14 protein-coding genes and 1 tRNA gene are annotated in these 16,666 nt (G+C 64.3%); 10 read left to right on the top strand and 5 right to left on the bottom strand.

What is annotated here, in order from left to right:
- Positions 1-43: 43 nt before the first annotated feature.
- Positions 44-640 carry a TetR/AcrR family transcriptional regulator gene (locus AB4X18_RS16340; protein ID WP_370401088.1) on the bottom strand — a complete coding sequence of 199 codons (597 nt, stop codon included), beginning with the start codon at positions 638-640 and terminating at the stop codon, positions 44-46.
- 76 nt (positions 641-716) lie between these two features.
- Between AB4X18_RS16340 and AB4X18_RS16335 the strand changes: the two genes are divergently transcribed.
- The 9 genes from AB4X18_RS16335 (at position 717) to AB4X18_RS16295 (ending at position 9,684) form a co-directional block, all read left to right on the top strand.
- Positions 717-1,004, top strand: a complete 288-nt coding sequence (locus AB4X18_RS16335; protein ID WP_370401087.1) for a hypothetical protein — start codon at positions 717-719, stop codon at positions 1,002-1,004.
- A 105-nt stretch (positions 1,005-1,109) separates the two neighbouring features.
- Positions 1,110-2,408, top strand: coding sequence for a homoserine dehydrogenase (locus AB4X18_RS16330; RefSeq protein WP_370401086.1), 1,299 nt, complete (start codon positions 1,110-1,112; stop codon positions 2,406-2,408).
- Positions 2,409-2,416: 8 nt separating this feature from the next.
- Positions 2,417-3,112, top strand: coding sequence for a ceramidase domain-containing protein (locus AB4X18_RS16325; RefSeq protein ID WP_432816801.1), 696 nt, complete (start codon positions 2,417-2,419; stop codon positions 3,110-3,112).
- Positions 3,109-4,077 carry a class II fructose-bisphosphatase gene (gene glpX, locus AB4X18_RS16320; RefSeq protein WP_370401083.1) on the top strand — a complete coding sequence of 323 codons (969 nt, stop codon included), beginning with the start codon at positions 3,109-3,111 and terminating at the stop codon, positions 4,075-4,077. Before AB4X18_RS16325 ends, glpX begins: the two co-directional genes overlap by 4 nt.
- A 68-nt stretch (positions 4,078-4,145) precedes the next feature.
- Complete coding sequence (gene recJ, locus AB4X18_RS16315) at positions 4,146-5,888, top strand: single-stranded-DNA-specific exonuclease RecJ (protein WP_370401082.1); 1,743 nt, start codon at positions 4,146-4,148, stop codon at positions 5,886-5,888.
- A gap of 82 nt (positions 5,889-5,970) precedes the next feature.
- Positions 5,971-6,045 (top strand) — tRNA-Glu (locus AB4X18_RS16310).
- 450 nt (positions 6,046-6,495) lie between these two features.
- Positions 6,496-7,272: a sugar transferase gene (locus tag AB4X18_RS16305; protein ID WP_370401081.1), complete on the top strand. Its 777-nt coding sequence runs from the start codon at positions 6,496-6,498 to the stop codon at positions 7,270-7,272.
- A 73-nt stretch (positions 7,273-7,345) separates the two neighbouring features.
- Positions 7,346-8,242 (top strand): CpsD/CapB family tyrosine-protein kinase, encoded by an 897-nt coding sequence (locus AB4X18_RS16300; protein WP_370401080.1) that lies wholly within the window; start codon positions 7,346-7,348, stop codon positions 8,240-8,242.
- A gap of 131 nt (positions 8,243-8,373) precedes the next feature.
- Positions 8,374-9,684: a DUF874 domain-containing protein gene (locus AB4X18_RS16295; RefSeq protein ID WP_370401079.1), complete on the top strand. Its 1,311-nt coding sequence runs from the start codon at positions 8,374-8,376 to the stop codon at positions 9,682-9,684.
- 4 nt (positions 9,685-9,688) lie between these two features.
- Here AB4X18_RS16295 and AB4X18_RS16290 read toward each other — a convergent pair whose 3' ends face one another.
- Complete coding sequence (locus tag AB4X18_RS16290; protein ID WP_432817429.1) at positions 9,689-11,044, bottom strand: oligosaccharide flippase family protein; 1,356 nt, start codon at positions 11,042-11,044, stop codon at positions 9,689-9,691.
- Between the two features lie 116 nt (positions 11,045-11,160).
- Here AB4X18_RS16290 and AB4X18_RS16285 point away from each other — a divergent pair, with 116 nt between their 5' ends.
- On the top strand, positions 11,161-12,351 hold the full coding sequence (locus AB4X18_RS16285) for a glycosyltransferase family 4 protein (RefSeq protein ID WP_370401077.1): 1,191 nt from the start codon (positions 11,161-11,163) through the stop codon (positions 12,349-12,351).
- 4 nt (positions 12,352-12,355) lie between these two features.
- Here the strand turns inward: AB4X18_RS16285 and AB4X18_RS16280 are convergent, their stop codons facing one another.
- Genes AB4X18_RS16280 through AB4X18_RS16270 form a run of 3 tightly spaced genes read right to left on the bottom strand, consistent with a single transcriptional unit; the run spans position 12,356 to position 16,658 of the window.
- Complete coding sequence (locus tag AB4X18_RS16280) at positions 12,356-13,192, bottom strand: glycosyltransferase family 2 protein (RefSeq protein WP_370401076.1); 837 nt, start codon at positions 13,190-13,192, stop codon at positions 12,356-12,358.
- Positions 13,189-15,702, bottom strand: coding sequence for a hypothetical protein (locus tag AB4X18_RS16275; RefSeq protein ID WP_370401075.1), 2,514 nt, complete (start codon positions 15,700-15,702; stop codon positions 13,189-13,191). The genes AB4X18_RS16280 and AB4X18_RS16275 overlap by 4 nt, the downstream gene beginning before the upstream one ends.
- A complete protein-coding gene (locus tag AB4X18_RS16270) occupies positions 15,699-16,658 on the bottom strand; it encodes a hypothetical protein (RefSeq protein ID WP_432816800.1) in 960 nt (319 codons plus the stop codon). The genes AB4X18_RS16275 and AB4X18_RS16270 overlap by 4 nt, the downstream gene beginning before the upstream one ends.
- Positions 16,659-16,666 lie beyond the last annotated feature (8 nt).

Here is a 16,666-nt window from a genome sequence, read left to right as displayed (position 1 = left end):
GGGGCTCAGACCCGCCCCATGCACCTCGAAGGGGAATCGCGCTTCAGCGCGGCAATGTGCCAGCACCCACGGCGCTGCGCACCATGTCCCAATACTGCGCCACCACCTCGTCCAGCGACAACCGCCCGCCGATCCGGAACCAGGTGTTGACCCCCGTCAGCATCGCGATGATGGCAAGCGCCACGATTTTGCTGTCGGAAATCCGAAAGACGCCCGCCGCCTGACCCGCGCGCAGGATGCGCTCCAGCCGGTCCTCGTAGGTCCGCCGCAAGGCCTCGATCCGGGCAAAGTTCTCTGGCGTCAGGTTGCGCAATTCCATGTAGGCGATGAAAACCTCGTCAGGGCGGTCGGCGTGAAAGCGCAGGTGGAAGGCCACGAAATCCTCCAGATCGACCATCGGATCGCCTGCCCCGGCCGGCATTTGCGCCAGCAGCGCCTCCATATGGCTTTGCATCAGATCGAACAGCAGCGTCTGCTTGTCGGGGGTGTAGTTGTAAAGCGCCCCCGCCTGTACGCCGACTTCCGCTGCGATGGCGCGCATGGACACCGCCGCATAGCCGCTGCGCGCAAACAGTTTCAGCGCCGCGGCCCGCACCCTGGGGCCGGTGATGTCAGAATGGGATCCGGTTGTGCGTGCCATGTTTCCTGATTAATGAACAATCGTTCAAAAGCAAAGCCTGCTTGCGCGAATGCCATCGGTGGTGCAGGAAGGGGACATGCAGCGGTTGAGCCTGAGCGCCTTTTTGATCCTTGCCGTGGGGGCCTGCACCCAGTTTCCCGAACTGGACCGCACGGTCACGCCCGAGCTTGCCACCGCAGATTTCCCCGCCCTTGTCCCGCTGGACCCGATTTTGGCCAATGCACAGGTCGCACAAAGCGCGAACCGTCAGACCGAAGCGGTGCTGGAGGCGCGCGTGGCCAATCTGCGCGCCCGTGCGGCCCGGCTCAGGGGGTCGGTTCTGACAGGTCGTGAACGCCAGCGGCTGGCCGAAGGGTTGCGTTAAGCCAACGCACGCCCCGCCACATCCCTTTTGCACCCCAAGCCGCGTTGCGCCTGAGGGCCGAACCCGCTACATCGCGGCGTGACATCTGACAAAAGGAACCTGCCCATGACCCCGACACAGACTGGCCCCTTGCGCCTTGGAATTGCCGGTCTGGGCACGGTCGGTGTGGGCGTGGTGCGCATCATCCGCCAGCAGGCCGCACTGCTGACCGCGCGCACCGGCCGCGAGATCGTCATCACCGCCGTCTCCGCGCGCACCCGCGACCGCGACAGGGGCGTCAACCTGAGCCCTTACGCGTGGGAAGACGATCCGGTGGCGCTGGCCACGCGCGACGACGTGGATGTGTTCGTGGAACTGATGGGCGGTGAAGACGGGCCGGCCAAGAACGCCACCGAAGCCGCCCTTGCCGCAGGCAAGGCCGTGATCACCGCCAACAAGGCGATGCTGGCCATGCACGGTCAGGCGCTGGCGGAGGCTGCGGAAGCCAAGGGCCTGCCGCTGCGCTTCGAGGCGGCGGTCGCGGGCGGTATTCCGGTGATCAAGACCCTGATGGAGGGGCTTGCAGGCAATGAGATCACCCGCGTGATGGGGGTGATGAACGGGTCGTGCAACTACATCCTGACCCGGATGGAGAACGCAGGCGCCAGTTATCAGGAGATCTTTGCCGAAGCGGACGGTCTGGGCTATCTCGAAGCCGATCCGCAACTGGACGTGGGCGGCATTGATGCGGCACACAAGCTGGCGCTGATCAGCGCCATCGCCTTTGGCACGCGCGTGGATTTTGCCGGGATCGAACTGGAAGGCATCGAACATGTCACCATCGAGGATATTCGCGCCGCTGCCGACATGGGCTACAAGATCAAGCTGCTGGGCGTCACCCAGATGACCGGGCGCGGGCTGGAGCAGCGCATGCAGCCTTGCCTGGTGCCCGAAACATCGCCGCTGGGGCAGTTGGAGGGGGGCACCAACATGGTCGTCCTTGAAGGCGACGCGGTGGGTCAGATCGTGTTGCGCGGCGCAGGTGCGGGCGAAGGGCCAACGGCCAGTGCCGTGATGGCCGATGTCTGCGATATCGCGCGCGGGATCACCGGGCCGGTCTTTGGTCAGCCCGCCGAAACGCTGAAAACCGCCACATCTGCGCAATCGCAGATGCCTGCCCCCTATTATTTGCGCATGGCGCTGGTCGACAAACCCGGAGCACTTGCCAAGATTGCTGCCGTTCTGGGTGAGGCCGGTGTCAGCATCAACCGGATGCGCCAGTATGAACACGCCGACACATCGGCCCCGGTCTTGATCGTCACCCACAAGACCACGCAGGGTGCCTTGCAGGAGGCGCTGGCCGCCATGGACGGCACTGGTGTCATGGCAGGCGCGCCGGTCGCGCTCCGTATCGAAGAGGTCTGATCCCGGCCATGGACCTGACCGCGCCTGTCGACATCTATTGCGAACGGCTGGACGCGTCATTCTGGTCAGAGCCGCTGAACGCGGTGTCGAATGCGGCTTTCATCCTTGCCGCGCTCTGGGCTGCCTTTGAAGCCCGCCGGCGCAGGCTCCACTGGCCCTCGATCTGGCTGCTGATCGTGCTGGCGGCGCTCATTGGCGTCGGCTCCTTTCTGTTTCATACCTTTGCGACGGGCTGGTCCGCGCTGACCGATGTGCTGCCGATCTGGGGCTTCGTGCTGGCCTATGCCCTGATTTCCATCGCCCATCTGGGCGGCGTGGCACCCCGGCGTATCGCCTTCGTATTGGCGGCGCTGGTGGCCCTCGGTGTGCTTTTCTGGATCGCCCTGCCCGCGCCGGACCCGGCGCAGGCCCCTGTCCCCCGCGCGCCCGACCGCTTCAACGGGTCCGGGCAATACCTGCCTGCCGTCATCGCCATGGTGATCTGGAGTGTGATTGCCGTGGCGCGCCGCCATCCCGTGCGGTGGTGGTTCGTGGCGGCCACGGGGACATTTATGCTCTCGCTCAGCCTGCGGACCTATGACATAGCGCTCTGCGATGTCTGGCCCTATGGTACCCATGTCTTTTGGCACCTGCTGAACGGCACCATGATTGCCTTGCTGTTGCAGGCATTGATTAGAAATACGAACAAGGAAACGTCCCCATGACCGCCACCGCTGATTTTCAGGACCGTATGTTGTCGCTGGGCCTTGCCCGCGTGTCGGAGGCGGCCGCACTCGCCTCTGCCCGTCTGGTGGGTCACGGGGACGAGAAAGCCGCCGATCAGGTTGCGGTCAACGCCATGCGCGAACAGCTCAACATGCTGGATATCGCGGGCGTGGTGGTGATCGGTGAAGGAGAGCGCGATGAAGCGCCGATGCTGTTCATCGGCGAAGAGGTCGGCACCGGCAACGGCCCCGGTGTGGACATCGCACTTGATCCGCTTGAAGGCACCACGCTGACGGCCAAGGATATGCCCAACGCGTTGACGGTGATTGCCATGGGACCGCGCGGGTCGATGCTGCATGCGCCGGATGTGTATATGGACAAGCTGGCCATCGGGCCGGGGTTCAAGAAGGACGTGGTCACGCTTGAGATGTCACCGGGCGACCGCGTCAAGGCGCTGGCCAAGGCGCGCGGCTGCGCGCCGTCCGACATCACCGTCTGCATTCTGGAGCGCCCCCGCCACGAGGCGATGATTGCCGAAGTGCGCGCAACGGGGGCAGCCATCCGGCTGATCACCGATGGCGATGTGGCCGGTGTGATGCATTGCGCGGAGCCCGGCACCGGCATCGACATGTACATGGGCGAAGGGGGCGCACCCGAAGGGGTGCTGGCCGCGGCCGCGCTGAAATGCATGGGCGGGCAGATGTATGGCCGCCTGTTGTTTCGCAACGACGATGAAAAGGCCCGCGCCCGCAAGGCCGGGATCGAGGATCTGAACCGGGTCTATTCCCGTGACGAGATGGTGACGGAAGATGTGATCTTTGCAGCGACGGGCGTCACGGGCGGCACGTTGTTGCCCGGTGTACATCGCGAACCGGGCTGGATGACCACCGAGACACTGATCATGCGGTCCAAGACCGGGTCGGTCCGCCGGATCAATTATCGCACGCCGGTCCATTCCGGCTGACGGATGTGCGTGCGGCGCGGGCGGGACGCGCCGCGGGGGTTTTTTAAACCATTTGGAAGGGGCCGGTGGTGAGCTTTCTGGGGGTCGAGGCATCTGTGACCGGGCGGCGTTGGGTCGGGCCCAGTGTCGAGGTGGAGCGCGCCACGGAGGTTCTGGTCCAGCGCGCGGGCTTGCCGCAACCGGTGTGTCAGGTTCTGGCGCGGCGTGGCGTCGCCCCCGAGGAAGCGGCGGGGTTTCTGGCACCTGCCCTGCGCGACCTGTTGCCGGATCCCAGATCACTGAAGGATATGGAAGGGGCGGCGCGGCGGTTTCTGGTCGCGCTGAAGGCGCATCAGAAGATCGCGGTTTTTGCCGATTACGATGTGGATGGCGGGTCTTCTGCAGCACTGTTGCTGACGTGGTTGCGCGACATGGGGCACGGCGCGACGCTGTATGTGCCGGACCGCATTGACGAAGGGTACGGGCCCAATGACGCGGCGATGGCAGCGCTGGCGCGGGATCATGATCTGATCCTTTGCGTGGATTGTGGAACCCTGTCGCACAGTCCCATCGCCGCGGCGGTCGGGGCCGATGTGGTGGTGCTGGATCACCATTTGGGCGCGGAGACATTGCCGGACGCGCTGGCGGTGGTGAACCCCAATCGGCAGGACGAAGACGGCACGCTGGCGCATCTATGTGCGGCGGCGGTGGTGTTCCTGATGTTGGTGGAAGCGGGGCGGCAGTTGCGGGAGGCGGGCCGACAGGGGCCCGACCTGATGGCGCTGCTGGATCTGGTGGCGCTGGCCACTGTGGCGGATGTGGCCCCGCTGACGGGTGTGAACCGCGCCTTCGTGCGGCAGGGTCTGACGGTGATGGCGCGGCGCGCGCGTCCGGGCCTGACTGCGCTGGCTGACGTGGCGCGGCTGGAAACGGCGCCGACCGCCTATCATCTGGGGTACGTGCTGGGCCCGCGCATCAATGCGGGCGGGCGCATCGGGGAGGCCGATCTGGGCGCGCGGTTGCTGGCCACCGCCGATCCGCACGAGGCCGCCGCGCTGGCCGCGCGGCTTGATACGCTCAATACCGAACGCCGGGATATAGAAGCGGGTGTGCGCGCGGCGGCACTTGCGCAGGCCGAAGAACGCGGGTTTGACGCACCGCTGGCGTGGGCCAGCGGACCCGGCTGGCATCCCGGCGTGGTCGGCATCGTGGCCTCGCGGCTGAAAGAGGCGTCCAACCGGCCCTCAATCGTGATCGGGGTCGAAGACGGCATCGGCAAAGGCTCGGGCCGGTCGGTCAGCGGCATCGATCTGGGCGCGCCCATCCAGCGACTTGCTGCCGAAGGGTTGCTGATCAAGGGCGGGGGTCACAAGATGGCAGCGGGTCTGACGGTTGCAGAAGACAAGCTAGAGGAGGCCATGGCCCGATTGGGCGCGTTGCTGGAGAAGCAGGGCGCGCATCTGGCGGGGCTAGCGGACTTGCAGGTGACCGGATTGCTCATGCCCGGTGCCGCCAGCGTCGAGTTGACCGTGGAGATCGAACATGCAGGCCCTTTCGGTGCTGCTGCCCCTGCCCCGCGGTTTGTCTTTGCGGACATGCAGATCAGTTTTGCCAAACGTGTGGGGGAGAACCACCTCAAGATCACCTTTGGCGACGGGTTGGGCGCGCGGATGGATGCGATTGCCTTCGGCGCCTTTGACACGGCATTGGGTCCCGCGCTGGAGCAGCACGGCGGGGCGCGGTTTCATCTGGCCGGACGTCTGGACCTGAACGACTGGCAGGGCCGGAGACGGGTGCAGGTGCGATTGGAAGACGCGGCGGCTGTTTCCTGAGTGCTGCGCTTTTTGGGCACAGGGCGAAAATTTTCGCTTGCGCCCAAAGGTGCGATTGCCTAATGAACCGCACACCACCTGTGGCCCGTTCGTCTATCGGTTAGGACGCCAGGTTTTCAACCTGGAAAGAGGGGTTCGATTCCCCTACGGGCTGCCACTTCCCCCCTCATTGAAAATGTCGCTGACGCTGGTTCAGGCACGCCTTCGGAGTGTCCACGAACAGTATGCGGCGTCAGATTTCATTGTTTCCGCTGCGGGAACAATTATCCCCCTGATTTCGAAACAATCCCCTCGCGTTTCAGCCATTGGGAACGATGTCGAGGAAACAGATTGTTTCGTAGAAATAAGGCGAAATATGGCCGAAAAATGGTAACGTCGTGACACAAACCTCGACCTGCGGAAGGCGCATTAAAGGGCTTGAAGCTGAAATAGGGTTAAATTGTGACGAATTGATTGGTATAAGAGGGTCGTGGGTTTCGTTTGGGGGTCGCAGCCTTGGGTATTGTGCCAAGGCTGCGCGCTTCACGCGCAGCGTATGTGAGTGACCGGATCGAGAATTTCAAATCGATCCGGGGAGTTATATGTAAGTGACCCTTGGGGGGTTGTGATGAAAGATTTTCCAATGAACAGGCCCGGTTACGGGATGTTCGATTTGCCTATTCCAAGTGATACGCTGGAAAACGCAGTTGCTTATGAAGACCTGTCGGGGACGGGTCCGGAAGCGCGGGCCTTCGTGTGGGAAGCCGCCCGGGCCGAGCGGGAATCACCCTATAGGGCCTATCGCGGTGTTTTTAAACGAATATTGGATACCGCGCTGGTGCTGTTGAGCCTGCCGATTGCATTGCCGATGATCGGCCTGTGCGCGCTGGCGCTGTACCTAGAAGGGGGCGCGCCATTCTACACTCAGGCCCGTTTGGGTCGCCGGGGACGGCAGTTTTCGATCCTCAAGCTGCGCACGATGGTGCGGAACGCCGATGAGGTTCTGGAGAACACCCTCCAGGCGGATCCCGCGCTGCGCCGCGAATGGGACCATATGCAAAAGCTGCGTGACGATCCACGGGTGACCCGTGTCGGGCGCATCCTGCGCGCAACCTCGATGGATGAATTGCCGCAGCTTTTCAACGTATTGCGGGGTGACATGAGCATCGTTGGTCCGCGTCCGATGATGCCGGAACAATTGCCGATGTACGGCGACCCGGTTGCGTATTTCGCCTTGCGTCCCGGCATTACCGGCCTGTGGCAGGTGTCCGCGCGCAACAACGACAGCGGCTTTGCCTACCGCAACGATGTGGACAGCGTGTACAACTCCAAATTGGGCTTCTGGACCGATCTGAAGGTCCTCTGGCGGACTGTGGGCGTGGTCCTGCGCCGGACGGGCTGCTGAACCAAGAACCATAACGATACAGGCGACCCGTACCGCCAACACGTGAACCTGTAGCCAACCAAAGGGGGGCGCGATGAGAGATACGTATCAAAACGGCAGCCCCGCTGCTGCAGGAGATGGCGCACACCATCTCAAGTCCTTGATCCTGGGCCATAGCATTCGGCCCCGGCGCACGGTGCTGGAACGTGCCAAGCAGCGTGCGTTACAGCATGATGCGCCGAGTGCGGATGCGCAGGGTGTGCGGATCGACCTGAGAACACCGCGGTGGCAGGACCTGTCCCTGGCACTGCCGGGCAGCAAAAGCCGATCAGCGTCGGTGTTGCAGAAATCATTGGCCAGGGCAGACCGTGATCCCACCATCCGGCGCGCCTTTGACAAGTTGCGCACGCGTTTGCGCCAGACCGCGCAGGAACACAATTGGACCAGCATCGGCGTGATGGGCCCCACTTCTGGCTGCGGGTCGACCTTTGTGGCCGTGAACCTGGCGCTGAGCCTGTCGCGGGTGCCGGGGTCCCGCACGCTGCTGATGGACATGAACATGCGCAGCCCGGCGCTGGCCGATGCTTTTGACGTGGCCGTGGATGGGCCGATGGCCGATTTTCTGAGCGGACATACCCCGCTGGGCGCCCATCTGGTGCGCACCACCGAAACGCTTGCCCTTGGGCTGAATGACGAGGTTGAGGAAAACCCCGCAGAGATACTGCAAGACGGTGCGACCGCCCGCACGCTGGAGCGGATGCGCGCGGCCATTCGGCCGGAGATCGTGATCCATGACCTGCCCGGCATGCTGACCTATGATGACGCCACGGCGTTCCTGCCGCAGCTTGACGCGGTTCTGCTGGTGTCGGACGGGACGCAAACGCTGGGCCGCGAATTGAAGGAATGTGAACGGCTGATGCAGGGCCATGTGCCGCTTTTGGGGGTCATGCTGAACCGCGCGCGGGCCGATTCCATCACCCGCTATACCTGAGGTTTCGCCGCGGGATGTCACCGGGTTCCGGGGTTGCGCATCGCCGCATAATTGCCTGATTATCCTGTTCTAACCCTGCCCAGTCGTTCTACCCGCGCGGCTGGGCAACCTGTTTAAGAGAGACGTGAAAGATGGGCACGATTTATTCCCTGTCGGATTTCATCGACCTGCTGCGCCGCCGGGCGTGGTTGATCAGCATGGTCATCATGCTGGGGTGCCTCGCCTCCGTCTATGTCGCGCTTAACACCGCGCATCGCTATAGCGCTGCGGAAGTCATTCAGATCGAACAGCCCAAGGTCGATGATGATCTGGCACCCAGCACGGTTGCCGGATCCTCAGCGCGGCGGCTGCAATTGATCGAACAGCAGTTGATGGCCCGCGGCAGCCTTGAGGAGATCATCGAGAAATATGATCTCTATTCCGATAACGCTGACCTGCTGCTGTGGGAAAAGGTGAACCTGCTGCGCTTTGCGGTGTCTATCACCGGGGTTGCAGCGGCGCGCGAGGGCTTCAGCGACGATGGCACGATTTCGATCCTGACCATCAGCGCCGAGATGGCAACGCCCGAACTGGCGCAGGCAGTCACCCATGAGCTGGCCGACCGCACCCGCGCGTTGTCCCGTGACCGCCGGAAGAACCAGGCGCGCGAAACGCTGGAATTCTTCCAGCAACAGGAAGACAACCTGATCCGCGACATCGCGGAGCTTGAGGAAGAGCTGACGGCCTTTCGCAACGAAAACGATCTGTCGATCGAAGGCAGCCTTGAATTTCGCCGCGATGAAATCGCCAGCCTGAATGCTGCATTGCTGTCCATCGACCGGGAAGTCATCGGCGTGGAACTGGCGCTGAGCCGGATTGACAGGTCGGCCCGCGCCCCTACGGTGCGCCGCGAGCAGGCCGATCTGGAAACGGAACTGACCAGTCTGCAAACCCAACGCCGCTTGCTCGATGAACGCCGCAGCGAATTGGCGGCCAGCCTCAAGAACACGCCGGAAGTGGAACGGGCACTCGCCAACTACGACCGCAGGCTGACCCAGTTGCAAAGCCAGCTTGGTGCCGTTTCATCGCGGCGAAACGAGGCCGAAGTGGGCTTCAGCCTTGAATCCGCCTCTGGTGGGGAGCGTCTGATCACCCTCGAAGAAGCCCAGGTCCCCGATTTTCCCGTGACCACCAGCCGAAAACGTCTTGCCGCGATGGGTGGGGTCGCATCGGTGGCGCTGGCCTTGGTACTGGCGTTCCTGCTGGACCTGCGCCGCCCCATCATCCGCACCGCAGCACAGATGGAGCGGGAGACAGGTTTGCAGCCGATCGCCGCGGTGCCGCAAGCGCCTGGCACCAATGCCAAGCGCGACAAGGCGGTTGCACGCAAGCGCCGGCGTCTGGCGGGCAAGCGCGGGCGGGCGGCACGTCTGGCCCGCAAGGCGCAGACCAGCAAGGCCTGACGCTTCAGGATCCGGCAGCCGAACTGGCGGCCAGTTGCAGAAGGCGCGCCCAGTGCAACCAGACGGCCAGCGCCGTCACGGCGCATCCTGCGGCCATGAAGATCAGATCATGCCTGGGGTCCCAGACGCGGTGCGTACGCGCCAGCCAGATCAGCATCAGATGCGCCAGCCCCATCGCAAGGCCCAGCCCGATGATCCCGCCGATCAGCCCGAATTGCATAACGCCGACCAGCAGCAAGGACACCTGCAACCCTGAGCGGACCGCCGAATAAATGAAGAACCGCCGCGAATCCCCCGCCGCAAGCGCTGCCTGATCATAGGTCAGCCCCACCGCCTGCGGGATCATCGCCAGCGCGATCAGCACCAGAATGGCGCCCGACGCATAATACCGCGGGTCATAAAGCAGATCGACCACCCAGGGGCCCAGAAGTGCTGCAAGCGTCAGCAAGCCAATCACCCCCACCGACAACACATACCGCAGCCGCGCAATGCGCGCAGGGGAGGCCCCTTCGCGGTAGACCGGGATCATCACCCGCGCGGTCACCGCCAGCCCCAGCAGCAGCGGGAAACTGGCCAGAAAAAAGCCGATGTTATAGATGCCCAGCATCTCCAGCGTCAGGAATTTGCCCAAGACCGCACGGTCCCCCTGGCTTGCGAAGAAATGGCAGACCGTGGACAGGAATATCCATTTGCCGAAGGTGACAAGTTCGCGTGCAGCGGCCCCCTCCCAGCGGAACCGGTTGCGCACCCCCGGCAGGAAGGCCGATGTCAGCATCAGCTTCAGCGTCACCCCGATCACCCCGCCGATGGCCAGCGCCATCACGGAATTGAGCCACAGCGCCAGCGCAATCAGTATCCCGATCTCAATGACCTGGCTGATCAGGTCCAGCCCCGTCAGCCGCCCCATCAGCAGATGCCGGTGCGCTGTCTCGATCCGGGTGGGGTTGAACCCGGCCACGACCAGCGACAAGGCGGCGATGGGCAGATAGAGCGCCAGATCAGGCTGACCGTAGAACGCCGCCAGCGGATAGGCCAGCAGCGACGCCACCAGCCACAACAAGAACCCCCGGATCACTTGTATCGTCCAGGCGGTGTTCAGAAAATCGGGGTCATCGCCCCGTTTGCTTTGGGCGATGGACGGGGAAATGCCCACGTCCGAAAACAGCGTGAGCCCGACCACCACCACCGTGATCAGCGCCATCAGGCCGAAGGCTTCGGGAAACAGCAGCCGCGTCAGAATCAGGTTGGAGGCCAGCCGCAATGCCTGCGACGCCCCATAGCCCATCAGGATCCAGGAGGTTGATCGCAACACCCGGGCCATCAGCCCGCTGCCGCTAAAGAGGGTCTTGGCATGCGACAGCACGCGTTCCGCCTTGGTTCTGTCCGGACCCCGGGGGTGGGCCTGCAAACCCCATGTACCATCGGCATGTGCTAAGATAAACGGTTCTGTACGTGCCGCCGCAAGGATTTGACCCCGTGAAGATTGCCTATGTCCTCAACACCTATCCGCAGCCGTCGCAAAGCTTCATCCGGCGCGAGATCACAGCGTTGGAGGCACAAGGGCACGAGGTGATGCGGCTGGCGATGCGGGCGGGCGACGCGCCGCTGGTTGATCCGCTGGATCAGGGCGAAGCGGCGCGCACACAGTACATTCTGAAGGCGGGCGCAATGGGTCTGGCGCGGGCTTGTGCATGGGCGTTCGCGCAGGGGCCTGCGCGTTTCACAGCGGCCCTGCGACAGGCATGGGCCTTCGGGGCGGTTTCCGAAGTCGGGCGTCTTCGGCATCTGATCTATCTTGCCGAAGCCGCCGAGGTTGCAGCGCGGTGTCAGACCGCCGGGATCCGCCACACCCATGCACATTTCGGCACCAATGCCGCCACTGTGGCGATGCTGGCGCATACGCTGGGCGGGCCAAGGTTCAGCTTTACGGTGCACGGCCCGGAAGAATTTGACGCGCCCCGCGCCCTGTCCCTGCGCGACAAGATCGCCGCGTCCGCTTTCACCGTCGCCATCAGCAGCTATGGCCGCAGCCAGCTGTGCCGCTGGTCCGACAGCGCCGACTGGGAGCGGATCAAGGTTGTGCACTGCGGGGTGGAGCCCGCCCGTTTTGCCGATCCTGTCCCCCTGCCCGACGGCCCGCGCCGGGTGGTTGCCATTGGGCGGCTGGTCGAACAGAAGGGCCAGCTTGCCCTGATCGACGCGCTGGCGAAGACGCAATCCGACATGCATCTGACCCTGATCGGGGACGGAGAGATGCGCAGCCAGATCGACGCCGCCGTCGCACGGCATGCACTTCAGGACCGTGTAACCCTGACCGGATGGGTCGGTGAAGACCGCATCCGCGATGAACTGGCCCGCGCGCATGCGCTGGTCATGCCCTCCTTCGCCGAAGGGTTGCCGATGGTGGTGATGGAGGCCATGGCCGCCGCCCGCCCGGTGATCGCTACCCATGTCGCGGGCACGCCGGAACTGGTGCAGGACGGCGGGACCGGATGGCTGGTGCCAGCCGGTGATACGGATGCGCTGGCACAGGCCATGGACCGGATGGCACAATCCCCGCTGGCCGATCTGTCCGCCATGGGAGAGGCCGGTCGCGCACGGGTACTGGCGCGTCACGATGTGGCGCAAGAAGCGGAAAAGCTTGCCGGGTTCTTTGCCGCGCCCTGAAGCGTTACCGCCCGCGCACCCACCGATCACCATGGCGCTGCGCGGGCAGACGCACGGCCAGCCGCAGCGCCGCAAAGGCGGCAAAGGCCACGGGATCACGCAGGGCGCGTTTCCAGATCGGCACGGTGCGGTCGTGCACGTCGTCATTGCGCATCAGATCGGGGAACAGCTGCGCCACCTCAGCCACGCCGGCGTCCTGCCGTCGGCGCACGCGCACGAGGCGCGCGAACCCGTCGATCATCGGCCAGTCATAGGTCGCAGGCACACGGTGCCGTTCCGCAGGGGTGAAGTTCAGCCGGGCAAAGGTATCGTCCGAAATGATATCGGGCCAGTCGCCCCACCGCGCACGCCCCGCCCGGTTCATCGCGAAGACGCCAAAACCCGGCACACCGTGCACCATGAAGGGCGTCGTCAGCCAGAACCGCGTATAGGCACGGGTCATCGGGTCCGCCCCGACGGTAACATGGGGCACGCCGCTGGCGTAGGCCGGCGCATCGCCGGACAGGACATCCGCGATCTGCGCCACCAGCGGCGGGCTGACCACCACATCGGCATCCAGATACAAAAGGGCCGCGCCCTTGGCCACGGCCTCGCCTTCGTTCAGCGCGTTCAGTTTACCGCCCCGGGCAATGACCAGCACGTCCAGCGTCCAGCCCTTATCCGCGACCTGCGCCCGATACCCTTCCGCCACAGCAACAGTGTCGTCGCTGCACCCGTTGGCCATCACCACGATCTGAACACCGCCCGTCGGCACGGGTTCGGAGGCCAGCAGCGCCGCCATGCACGCGGGCAGATATGCTGCCTCCTCATGCGCGGGGATCAGTACGGACAGCACTGTCATCGAAAGGCCATCAGCGCGTCCCAGCGCGGGTTCTGGTCCCCCGGATGGCGCAGCGCACCCCAGGAACCCCATTTGGTCGGGGCATAGACGTCCAGATAGGCATTGAAAAGCTGGCCGCCTTGCGCCTTCCAGGCTGTCAGCAATGTCTCATAAAGCGCGCCCATCTCGGGGGTGTAGTTGAAATGCTGCAGAAACGCGGTCAGCGCCGTATCATCGACCATCGTCCCCAACCCCACCACATGACTGCCGCCTTCATACATGATGAGGTCAAGGCCGTACTTCTCTGCGATTGCGGCGTGATAGGGAAAGATGCGGTTGGTCAGGCTTGCGACCGTGTCGGTGGGATCACCCGTGACCCCGCCATCGCGCAATTCGCGGCCCGCAAGGGCGCTGGCGTGGTCGAACCGGTGCTGGGTGATATACGCCTCCGCCGCCTGACCGCTAAGCCCCTGTTCCGCGGCTGCAGTCTGCGCCTTCTCAAGACTGTCGGCGAGCCATTTTGCCACCATGGGTCGGCGCCCTTCACTGCCGAGGATACCGCCGAAATAACCGGTGATGGCATAGGCATCGAAGGCGTCATGCGGCGGTGTACCGCCTTCGGCCACCAGCAACGGCGCATCAAGAATGTCCTGTTCCAGCCCCAGCCACCCGGTCTGTGTGGCAATGACGTTGATCAGCCGCGCCTTTGCCTCCGCGCCAAAGACCTGTGTCCAGATGCGCGCGATTTCAGCGGCACGCAAGGCGGCAAACTGCACGTGGCTGTCCTTGCGCCCCCAGCGTGCAAGCGCCTGTTCATCGGCCCAGATGGCTTGCGTGAATTGCCAGTTCCACACCTCGTTCGAGAATTCGACATAGGCCGTCAGATCGGGGTCCAGCGTGTCGCGCACCAGCGTCGCGAAGGCGCGTGCGAAATCGTCGTCAGCCAGATGCGGCAGGGTGAACCAAGGGTCGGCCTGCAACGCGTTGGCCAGTTGTACCATCACTTCCACCGGGACGCCTCCGGCATAGGACATGTCGCCCGGTTCTGGGCGATCTTGCCACCGTGCAAGGGTGGAATCGTTTGTTGCCATCCAATCCATGAAGCGCAGCGCGTCGAACCCCTGCATCCGGGCCAGCCAGTCGGGGTTGAACACGGCACCGCCGTTGAAAGCAGCCTCATGTTCCTGCTTGACCACCGACAGCAGGCGCAGCGGGTCGGAGCGGTGCATGCGCTGAATGCGGATGTCCACGCCGCCTTCTCCGGGTGTGTAGTCAAACCGGACCGTCCCGGGGCCGTAGCGCACATTTGTGGCGCGGCCCGATACCTCCACCACGCCCTTGCCGCTGTAGCGCAGCACATAACGGCCTGCGACGGTCTGCGCCGCTTTGGGCAGATCGGTCAGGATCATCGTGCCAATGCTGCCCACGCTGGACGGCTTGGCAATGGGCAGGCCGCCGTCATCCAGAAAACCGCCCGCGCGCAGGGCAGTGTTTTCCATCCCGCCCCACTGGCCAGGCAGGTGGCCCACCCAAGGACGCGCGGTTTTCAGCACGTTGAGGAAAGGCTGTTGCACGCTCCAGTCCGCGACACCGGCAAGGCCGATGGCCATGGCGTTGGTGCCGGGTGTGGCAGATGTCGGCAAGGCAGACAGGTCAAGCGGCGGGGCGCGTGGGGCGGCAGGTGCGACGCTGGCTTTCTGCGCGGGCGCTTTGACGGCAGGTGCCGGGCCGCTGGCCTGATATTCAACGACCGCCGCCCAAGCGATGCGCTGCAAGTCCCGCGCCAGATCGGCCTCCGGCAGATCAAACGCCGCCCCGAAGCGGTCGGAGAAATCAGTTGGCAAGCCCAGCGGGTTCTGCCCGGTAATGACGGCATATTGCACCATCGCGACAAAATAGTGGCCCATGTGGCTGAGGTGGATGTCATCGGAAAAAAGCGGCGTGATGTCCGCAAGGCCTGGCACCCGGTCTGCCGCGATCTCATCATGCAGCAGCGCCATCGCCTGCCCTGCCGGGATCAGCGTGATCGAGGCGTCGGGATACGCGTTACCTGCCGCCACCGCCGCCACGATCCCTTCCCACACGGCCAGATCCGCCGCCAGACGGTCACGCCAGGGCACATCCGCGCCATCGTCGAATTCCACTTCCGCCCCGGTGCCGCTGCGCAGGCTGTGCCATGTCTCCTGCACATAGACCTGCACCCGCGGATTGGCCGCGGCAGCAAGGCCGAAGAACGCCTGCGCGTAGACCTCCGTGTCGGACCATGTGGTATGGTTCAAAAGCGGAACGGCTTCGGTCAGGATCAGGTGATCCACGCCGCCTGCGGGCAGAACGGCGCGCGCATCCACCCCTTCGGCGGTGTCGGAGTTGTCCCAATTGTACTTGAGCGGCGCACCGTTGATGATCTGCGCGCGCACCTCGCCCGCGCCGGTGCCTGCGCGCAGGGCCTCCTGCAGCATGTTGGGGCCATCCTTGCCAAACAGACTGTGGCCCACCATCAGCACCGAAAGCGTGAGCCCCGCAAGGTTCATGCCGCCACCCCGGTTTGGGGCAGCGCGGTCACCACGTCCCATACCACCCGCTGCATCAGCGCGGCGGCCGCCGGACCGGGGGCATCGGCAGCGGTGCCATCGGCACGGTTCAATGCATGCGGCAATCCTTCGGGGGAGCGATGATACAGCACGGCGTAGTGGGTCAATGCCACCAGATAGGCCCCCCTGTCGTTGAAGTGGATCGTATCGGGCGTGCCATCCTCGGCGGTGCCGAACAGGTCCTGCGCGGTTGTGATCCCGTCGACCCCCTCTGCGTCCTCAACCGCGCGTATGAAAGCCGCCATCACCTGTCCCGCCGGGATCAGATAGATCGGCGGCCCGTCCACCCCCAGCGCGGGATAAAGGATGCGCGTCAGCCATTGCGCCTGAAAATCCGCATCAATCCGGTCAAGCCAGCCCTTGGGATCATCGGTATGATGCCATGTCTCATAAAGGTAGAGGCGTGTATCAGGCCGCCCCGCCGCCGCCAGCGCCGCCCAGCGGGCCAGATAAGTGGCGCTGTCGAAATAGGCGATGGCGTCCGTAATCTCGACCATCTCGGTCAGGACCACGGCGTCATAGTCCCCCGATCCGATCGCGGTGCGCGCATCCCGGAAACGGGGATGATCATTGGAGGTCTCGAACCCGTTGATTTCCTGATCCGGCTCCCAATGATCCATCAGCGGTGTTCCCCAGCCCAACTGACTTTCGTAGCCATGGCCCGCCCCGGCAAGCTGCGCCAGCATCGCGGGCATGTCCTGCCCCACAAGGCTGTGACCCAGATGAAAGACACGCATCGGCCCGTCGGGCGCGGCAAGGGGGGTCCGGTAGAGGGTTTCAGCCCGTTTCAGACCTGCACGTGCATCGGCCCCGCGCATCCGCGCCCAGATCCCGCCGCCCAGCACGGCCAGACCCGCAAGGGCCAATCCTGAAAGGATGAAACGTCGTTTTGCCAAGGGCTGCA

Origin of the sequence: Sulfitobacter rhodophyticola, assembly GCF_041281685.2 — a bacterium.
Lineage (GTDB): Bacteria > Pseudomonadota > Alphaproteobacteria > Rhodobacterales > Rhodobacteraceae > Sulfitobacter.
The sequence above is the reverse complement of the archived record's forward strand: the minus strand, read 5'-3'. Positions and strand labels throughout refer to the sequence as shown.

Bases quoted from the DNA above. Each gene is read 5' to 3' on its own strand.
- AB4X18_RS16340 (WP_370401088.1), bottom strand. From the start codon at position 640: ATGGCACGCACAACCGGATCCCATTCTGACATCACCGGCCCCAGGGTG.
- AB4X18_RS16335 (WP_370401087.1), top strand. From the start codon at position 717: ATGCAGCGGTTGAGCCTGAGCGCCTTTTTGATCCTTGCCGTGGGGGCC.
- AB4X18_RS16330 (WP_370401086.1), top strand. From the start codon at position 1,110: ATGACCCCGACACAGACTGGCCCCTTGCGCCTTGGAATTGCCGGTCTG.
- AB4X18_RS16325 (WP_432816801.1), top strand. From the start codon at position 2,417: ATGGACCTGACCGCGCCTGTCGACATCTATTGCGAACGGCTGGACGCG.
- glpX (WP_370401083.1), top strand. From the start codon at position 3,109: ATGACCGCCACCGCTGATTTTCAGGACCGTATGTTGTCGCTGGGCCTT.
- AB4X18_RS16305 (WP_370401081.1), top strand. From the start codon at position 6,496: ATGAAAGATTTTCCAATGAACAGGCCCGGTTACGGGATGTTCGATTTG.
- AB4X18_RS16300 (WP_370401080.1), top strand. From the start codon at position 7,346: ATGAGAGATACGTATCAAAACGGCAGCCCCGCTGCTGCAGGAGATGGC.
- AB4X18_RS16295 (WP_370401079.1), top strand. From the start codon at position 8,374: ATGGGCACGATTTATTCCCTGTCGGATTTCATCGACCTGCTGCGCCGC.
- AB4X18_RS16280 (WP_370401076.1), bottom strand. From the start codon at position 13,192: ATGACAGTGCTGTCCGTACTGATCCCCGCGCATGAGGAGGCAGCATAT.
- AB4X18_RS16275 (WP_370401075.1), bottom strand. From the start codon at position 15,702: ATGAACCTTGCGGGGCTCACGCTTTCGGTGCTGATGGTGGGCCACAGT.